Annotated in this window: 6 protein-coding genes and 1 pseudogene; 4 read left to right on the top strand and 3 right to left on the bottom strand. The window is 58.5% G+C overall.

Annotated elements, in window-relative coordinates; translation table 11 throughout:
• The first annotated feature begins 1077 nt into the window (after positions 1 to 1077).
• Complete coding sequence (locus tag CXY72_RS00275; RefSeq protein ID WP_104125744.1) at positions 1078 to 1320, top strand: hypothetical protein; 243 nt, start codon at positions 1078 to 1080, stop codon at positions 1318 to 1320.
• Between the two features lie 299 nt (positions 1321 to 1619).
• Here the strand turns inward: CXY72_RS00275 and CXY72_RS00270 are convergent, their stop codons facing one another.
• Positions 1620 to 2075 carry an SRPBCC family protein gene (locus CXY72_RS00270; protein WP_104125743.1) on the bottom strand — a complete coding sequence of 152 codons (456 nt, stop codon included), beginning with the start codon at positions 2073 to 2075 and terminating at the stop codon, positions 1620 to 1622.
• Positions 2076 to 2236: 161 nt separating this feature from the next.
• Positions 2237 to 3310 carry an aromatic acid exporter family protein gene (locus CXY72_RS00265; RefSeq protein ID WP_370446177.1) on the bottom strand — a complete coding sequence of 358 codons (1074 nt, stop codon included), beginning with the start codon at positions 3308 to 3310 and terminating at the stop codon, positions 2237 to 2239.
• Between the two features lie 240 nt (positions 3311 to 3550).
• On the opposite strand from CXY72_RS00265, the pseudogene CXY72_RS20440 reads away from it, so the two are divergent.
• Together CXY72_RS20440 and CXY72_RS19880 are read left to right on the top strand one after the other, a co-directional pair.
• Positions 3551 to 4036 (top strand): annotated as a pseudogene (locus CXY72_RS20440) (transposase); the annotation flags it as partial.
• A gap of 143 nt (positions 4037 to 4179) precedes the next feature.
• Positions 4180 to 4410, top strand: a complete 231-nt coding sequence (locus CXY72_RS19880; protein WP_104125741.1) for a RodZ family helix-turn-helix domain-containing protein — start codon at positions 4180 to 4182, stop codon at positions 4408 to 4410.
• Positions 4411 to 4699: 289 nt separating this feature from the next.
• Here the strand turns inward: CXY72_RS19880 and CXY72_RS00250 are convergent, their stop codons facing one another.
• On the bottom strand, positions 4700 to 5953 hold the full coding sequence (locus tag CXY72_RS00250) for a hypothetical protein (RefSeq protein ID WP_104125740.1): 1254 nt from the start codon (positions 5951 to 5953) through the stop codon (positions 4700 to 4702).
• 235 nt (positions 5954 to 6188) lie between these two features.
• Here CXY72_RS00250 and CXY72_RS20435 point away from each other — a divergent pair.
• Positions 6189 to 6303 (top strand): transposase (locus CXY72_RS20435; protein WP_146070966.1); only part of this gene is annotated, 115 nt, incomplete at its 3' end.

The following is a 6303-nucleotide window of genomic DNA, read 5'->3' as shown; positions in this document are numbered from 1 at the left end:
GATCTTGGCATCTGGAACTTCTTCCACGGCGACCTCATTGGGTCCTTTGTAAACGACTGCTTTCATTTTTTCACTCCCTGATTTTCATGACCGTGAAACACGAACGGTCCATCTTCACTCTTGGAGGTATACGAATTTTAGTGCCCGGGCAACCTCGCGCTGCCCGCGGATTGTGCACAACCTGTGTCTATCACCGTTCTATGCACACCGCCTTAATCGTCGCAATTACGGCGAGACTTGCACCGGACATCGTCGGCCAGTATCCGTCTCCTACGACGCGACCGGCAGCGCGCAGGGCGGATCAAGAAAACGCGACTCGGCCACAAGCTTTCTACACACAAGAGCAGAAGGCGGCACGGAATATCGCGCTGCTGCCAAGTACGAAGCACCAGAGATGCATTTTCCAGGGACGGACAATCCTCGGCTTCGAGGACCACCGCGCCCGCGTCGACATTCCGACAAACGTGCCCGAACGACGCGGCCGTGCGGTTCGCTTTCACAGAACATGTACTCGCGATGACCGACGATGGCGCTACGCGCCATAACAGTGTTAAAGCCTCGTCGACGGGAACACTATGAGCAGCAACGCACGGCTGATACCTCACCGTTGCAAAATGCAATCGCTCGGACCGAGCGTGTCCCTCCAGACTCTGTCATACGCAAATCCGTGCGGCGGCAGCCCCCGGCGTGTCATCGGGCCGCCACCGCCCGTCTCTTCGGCAAGTCGCCGCTTAATCCGGATAGACGCAGCTGATACCGGAATGTCCGGTTAAAGGTGCTCAGCAATTCGGTCTGCTCTACGACGGCTGGACGGTGCTACACGCCAGGCCGCGAGCTGCAGTAACGTTCCTCCACACAGCAATCGACGAACTCAGTCCAATTACCAGCACACAACAACTTGACCATGAAACGCTTCATTCATTGAAGCGTTGCTACGACCATATGGCTTCGTCGATCCTCCCGAGATCTGCTGTGACAGATGCGCAGACCACGGTGAGTTTTATCATGATGGGAACGAACCCACCGAGCCGGAAACCCGCCGCCGAACGTCCAATCGTCCCGCGGTGAAGGAGATGAATGTCGAATAATCAACATGAACCATGCGCGGCAGCAGACCTCGAATTGTGTGTTCTTTCAGACCATGAATGGCGGGTAGCTGACCGGCGACAAGATGAGCAATCACCCGAAAAAGTCCTCGGCTACATCAACCAGAGCGGATCGATATTCGAAGTCCTCAATGTGGAAGCGCCCCGCCGACATCTGATCTTCAATCAGTTTCACAGCGCCGTCGACTCGTTCACTGAAGCGTCCAACCGCTGAGGATAACGCGGGAGCCGTAGGCTGCAGCAGGGCCAACCCCTCCTGTTGCGTGGGGCTAATTTAGGAATCCGCAGACATTGCGTTGAATCAAACGAACTGACGCACCCGACGCGCGCTGAGAATCATTTCCAATCACATGAGTAATTTGCTATGCAACACAGCAATCCCCGCTTATTCCACGCTGTCGGATGTCTCGGATAACTTGCCAAGCGTTTCGAGCGTCGTGTCATCCCACGTGGCCGGACTCCGGTGTGCGGTGTCGGGACCATCACTAGCCGTACGTTGGCCTTCCCGCAGCGTCAGGCCTGCACATCTCCGCGCCATCCGACATCGTCGGCTCCCTTCGCCTCGATGAACTCCTTAAAGTTCGCGAGGTCTTTCTTGATGGCGTGGTCGTCGATACTGAGAGCGGCCCCAGCCTTCTCAAGCAGCCCTGTCGCCTCCCAATCAAGCTGAACCGTCACACGCGTCTCGTTCGCAGCCAACTTATGAAACGTAACAACGCCCGCGTGGTCGACCTGGCCGCCGGTGCTGTTCCAGGCAACACGCTCGTCGGGGTGCTGCTCAGTTATCCGAGCCTCAAACGTGCGCTCCACGCCGCCGATTTTAACCGTCCACTCGGTGAGAGTGTCGGTTACTTGCGTGATGGATTCAATAAAACTTAGAAACTTTGGAAATTCCTCGAATTTTGTCCACTGGTTGTAAGCGACGGTAACGGGAACGTTGACGTCGACAGTCTCGATGGCGTTGGGCATGATGACCTCCTAATACGAATTCAACGGATGAAATGGTTTCTGGAACCCCCTTCACCGTACCGAAGGCAAATCCAAGGTCAACCCAGGTAAGGAAAAACTCCCAGGAACAAGAAGATACCCGTGCGCAGGACCTCAGCAGCGTGAACAAGCGATGAGACGGGCTAAACGACAGGCGACGGAGACCCTTCAGAATCTCTCTCCGTCCCAGGGCGAAGCGCAACCAAGATACGCTTCAGATCGATGACGATCGCGGCGGCGGGGCTGAGCGATGTCGCCCCAGCATCCAAATCTTGCATGCCGTGCTGAATCGCCTCGACTGCCGCTACGGCAGCATCAAAGGGTGCGCTATCACGCGGGCCGTCGTCCGTGGCTCGCAAGGTTTCCGCGACCGCGTGCAGGGCATCGCTCAGAACCGGCCGCAGCTCGGGCGGCAGCTCAAGGGGAATCGGTTTACCCCAGATCATGCCCGTAAAAACCTCAGTCAGGTTGCGCACGTGAAAAGTGACGTTCTCCAGGGCCGCGAGGTCCTCATAGTCGGCAACAAGATTTCTGCGGTTGAACCGAGCGCGAGGGTTCCCCCTACGACTCTCGTCGGCGTATTGCACAGCCGACCGGACGTCTCGGGCCGCGTCGGAGAGTGCACTACCTCTGGTCGCCCAGAGGTCACGCTCCGGAGGCCAACTCTCGACCAAGGCCACGCCGATATCGCTGAGGTGCGTGGCGAGGGTGCCCCGAAAACTAGTCAACCGCTCGACAGCCGTGCCGATCGCAAGCGGCGGCAAAATTAGCAGGTTGACCACAAGCCCCACCACTATTCCCAGACCCACTTGGGCGAGATAACCGGCCGAGTAATCATCGGCTTCCGGGCCGCCGATGATAAGAACGAAAAGAGCAGTCAGGGGTACTTGTTCCCCGCCCACACCAAGCCATCGCATTCCTCCGATAAGAGAGCCGAGGCCGATGACCAGCGAAATCGTCCACACGCTGGGCTCGCTCAGGAGGAGCACGGCCCCAGCAAGGGCGATTCCGACGGCCAGCCCAGCGAGGGTTTGTAAAGCGCTGCGGAGAGAACGCATAAGCGTTGGGTGCATGCTCAAAAGTGCGCCCAGCGGCGCGTAGTACCGCAATTCCTGAGCGTCCCCAGGGAGAAAAGGGGACAGCGTCCAGGCAATCGCCACAGCAACAGCAATCTTGGTGACCTGGAGGAATCGCGGAGGTTGAAGACGACGGACCACCGCCAGCCGTGATGCGTTCCACGGGAAAATCGTTCTTGGCATCGTCTGAATCTCTCCTACAGCAACGGAGAGTCGGGATCCGCTCGCTCCGCAGGTTAAGCGCAAATACTGGCGAGGCGCTGGGAAACATCCAACAAGAAAACCACTCCCGCAGTAGCCGGTACGGCGCTCAGAATTTTCGAAAAGGATGTCCACCTCCGTTCACGCCGTGTCCGACAACGCGACGGCGATATCGAATCAATGCGGATCCTGCTCGCGGAACGCGCCTCAGCCAACAAGGCACGCACCGCGAGCATCAATCAGATCCACGCACTATTGGTCAGCGCGTCCGAGGCAGTCCACCAGGATTTTCGTCGGTTTGACGGTGCCAAACTGGCGGTCACTCTCGCGCGCACACGTCCGGCGCCGGGAACCACTCCGGAGCTGATAGCTCGAGCATCCGCGAAACGGCCCGCGCAACGCCAGCAGGCGCTGACGGCAGACATTGCTCATATCGATCACCAGCTCCGCTTGCTTGCCATTCGTCAGAAGCCAGCTCTCCTGGCCGCAAACGGAGTCGGCCCATTCGTTGCCGCGCACCTGCTCGCCACCGCCGGTGACAATCCGAATCGCATTACGGCCAAGGCTCAATTCGCAGCCCTCTGCGGCGTCGCACCGATACCAGCATCCTCCGGAACACGACAGCGCTTCCGACTCTCTCGCGGTGGTGACCCGCAGGCCAACGCAGCCTTGCGCCGCAGCATACTGCTTCGCAAACGCCACAAAAAACCCCGGACCACGGCCTACATCGCCCGACGGACCATTGAAGGCCTCTCCGACCGCGACACCGTCTGCTGCCTCAAACGCCACATCGCCAACGGATATTCACATTGCTTACCCAGAATCCCACCAGCGCGCTACCTATCGGACCGCGGCTTCGACAACGCCGTCAAACCCTCGGCATCGTCCTCACCGAGGCGGCCAAACAACTCGACGTCCCCTACCAGCGCCTACGCCGACTCGAGATTGGACAACGTGCTGACATCAATCTGGAAGTCGCCTTCAACACATGGCTCGACGACAAAACGCAACACTCCAATCCGACACAAAAAGTCGCTTGACACCAATAGGAGCATCCCCTCGAAGGACGCAACCATCACTCCCCCGGCTGTGCAACGCGCCTGCCGTTTCTCGACGTCGCCTGCACGGCCCGACGCGCGTATCCGCGTCCGGTGCAGTCGACCATGCGAGCGCCGCTGTTCAAGGTCGCATACACAACGTGACGTTCAGGCATCAGCGCGGAGGTATGAATATTCGTCTCTGAAGGATCCACGTGTGGCGCGGGTTAGAGTCGCTGTAGGCGCCGCGATACTTCGCGAGACTGATTCCGAGAATGTTGCATGGCCTGGCCTACGCCGTTCTCCAGTCCGGTGAAATGTCCCAGACCCTGCTCCAGTTCAATTCATCAACCATGGGCGACTGGGAGGGCTCTTCGGGTCCCGCATACAGCCACTCCGAGAAGCTGCCATCTTGCGCCGCGATGGCTATTCCAAGAGTCCATCCCGAAATGGTCCGACGCCAGAACCAAGCACACTGGCCATCGGCAGTGACCAACATTTCGATGCCGTGATTGGTTGGCAGGCCGGGCCTTATGAAGTCCTTCTCGGCGAATGTCCTCGTCAAAAAGTCATCTTTCAACCTGTTTTCTCGTGACCACCAGCCCATAGCGCAGCTCGCAAGGAATCGGAGAGTTTCGCAAGTCTCACTAAACTCGCGATCATCGATCCGTCGCCCACTCTCATCGACGTCAACGCTCCCTGCCGCCTCGGTCTGGCGTCTAGCGCGACGGGTGTCAGCTTCTTCTCGCGCCAGCGGCAGGGCCCATTCCACGATTGCGTCGAGAAGCGACCATGCTTTCGCGGACACGACTCTTGTGTCGTAGGCAAGCTCTCTCCCGTGAGCAACTGCGTGCCGCGAGATGCTCCCATCCGCCTGCGTTTCTTCTACGGCAGCTATATAGGGACTACGCAGCGCCGCCAAAGATGCCTCGATACTGACGAGCTGCGCCCGGTTCACGACATCCGCCTGCCTACTCGTGACGCTGGAGAAGAACTTTTTGTTGGCTGTTACATCGGTCGCTATGCCCTCAATTTGTGAATGAACCATCTGTATGGACGCCGCATATTCCTCGCGGTCATGCTGCTTACGTGCTTGTCTCAGCAGCCGCGCCCTTTGTTGGAAAAGATTATGCAAGGTGGCATCCGAAGTGCCCATAGCCGACACGCGATCACAGACACGCTTGGTGCGGTGTGTCGAGCTGTCCCATTGGTCCGCGAGCAATTCGTCTGCCATGTCCCCCTCCCCGGATATGACCAGATTGACCGCTTGATTGACGATTGCAGTCTGCATGTTAAATACGGCCCAACCGCGCGGTACAAGCTCCGTCAGCGCGTGTTCTATCTCGCCGACGAGCGCATTTATCGATATGCCCTGCGTAGCAAGGGCTGTCCAGAGCGGTGCGACCTCACAGTGAACCGCCGCCATCCAACCGGGCAACGTCGTCGTCTCGTCCAGGGCTTCGAGAAGAGGCAATATGTTCATATCCGGATCCACCACTTCCCAAATCTGGTCTCGGATCGGCCGCGCAGGATGATCAGTAGTCATTTGCTGATAATGACAGGTTACTTCTCAGTACAAAAGAGCTGCCCAACCGTGTCAAGTCAAGTTGACGGCCATCCGACAGGGGATCTGCAGTCGGACACGCTCCCGATCGAGCGTCGGCGTGGAGAGCCCGCAGGCTGCGGGTGGCCTGCGGACCTAGTAGAAGACTCCATCGGGCCCGACCCTCGGGGTGGCCCTGCCGCCGTTGGGTGCACACCTCACAAGAGAGAATGTTCACATGGGAAAGACACGCAGGGAGTTCACTCCTAAGGACAAAGACGAGGCCGTCAAGCTGGTGATCAACACCGGCAGGGCCGTTGCGACCGTGGCCCGTGAGCTCGGCATCAACGGAG

The organism is Cryobacterium sp. Y57, assembly GCF_002929505.1.
Classification (GTDB): domain Bacteria; phylum Actinomycetota; class Actinomycetes; order Actinomycetales; family Microbacteriaceae; genus Cryobacterium.
Note: the sequence above shows the minus strand (reverse complement) of the source record. Positions and strands in the feature narration are given on the sequence as shown.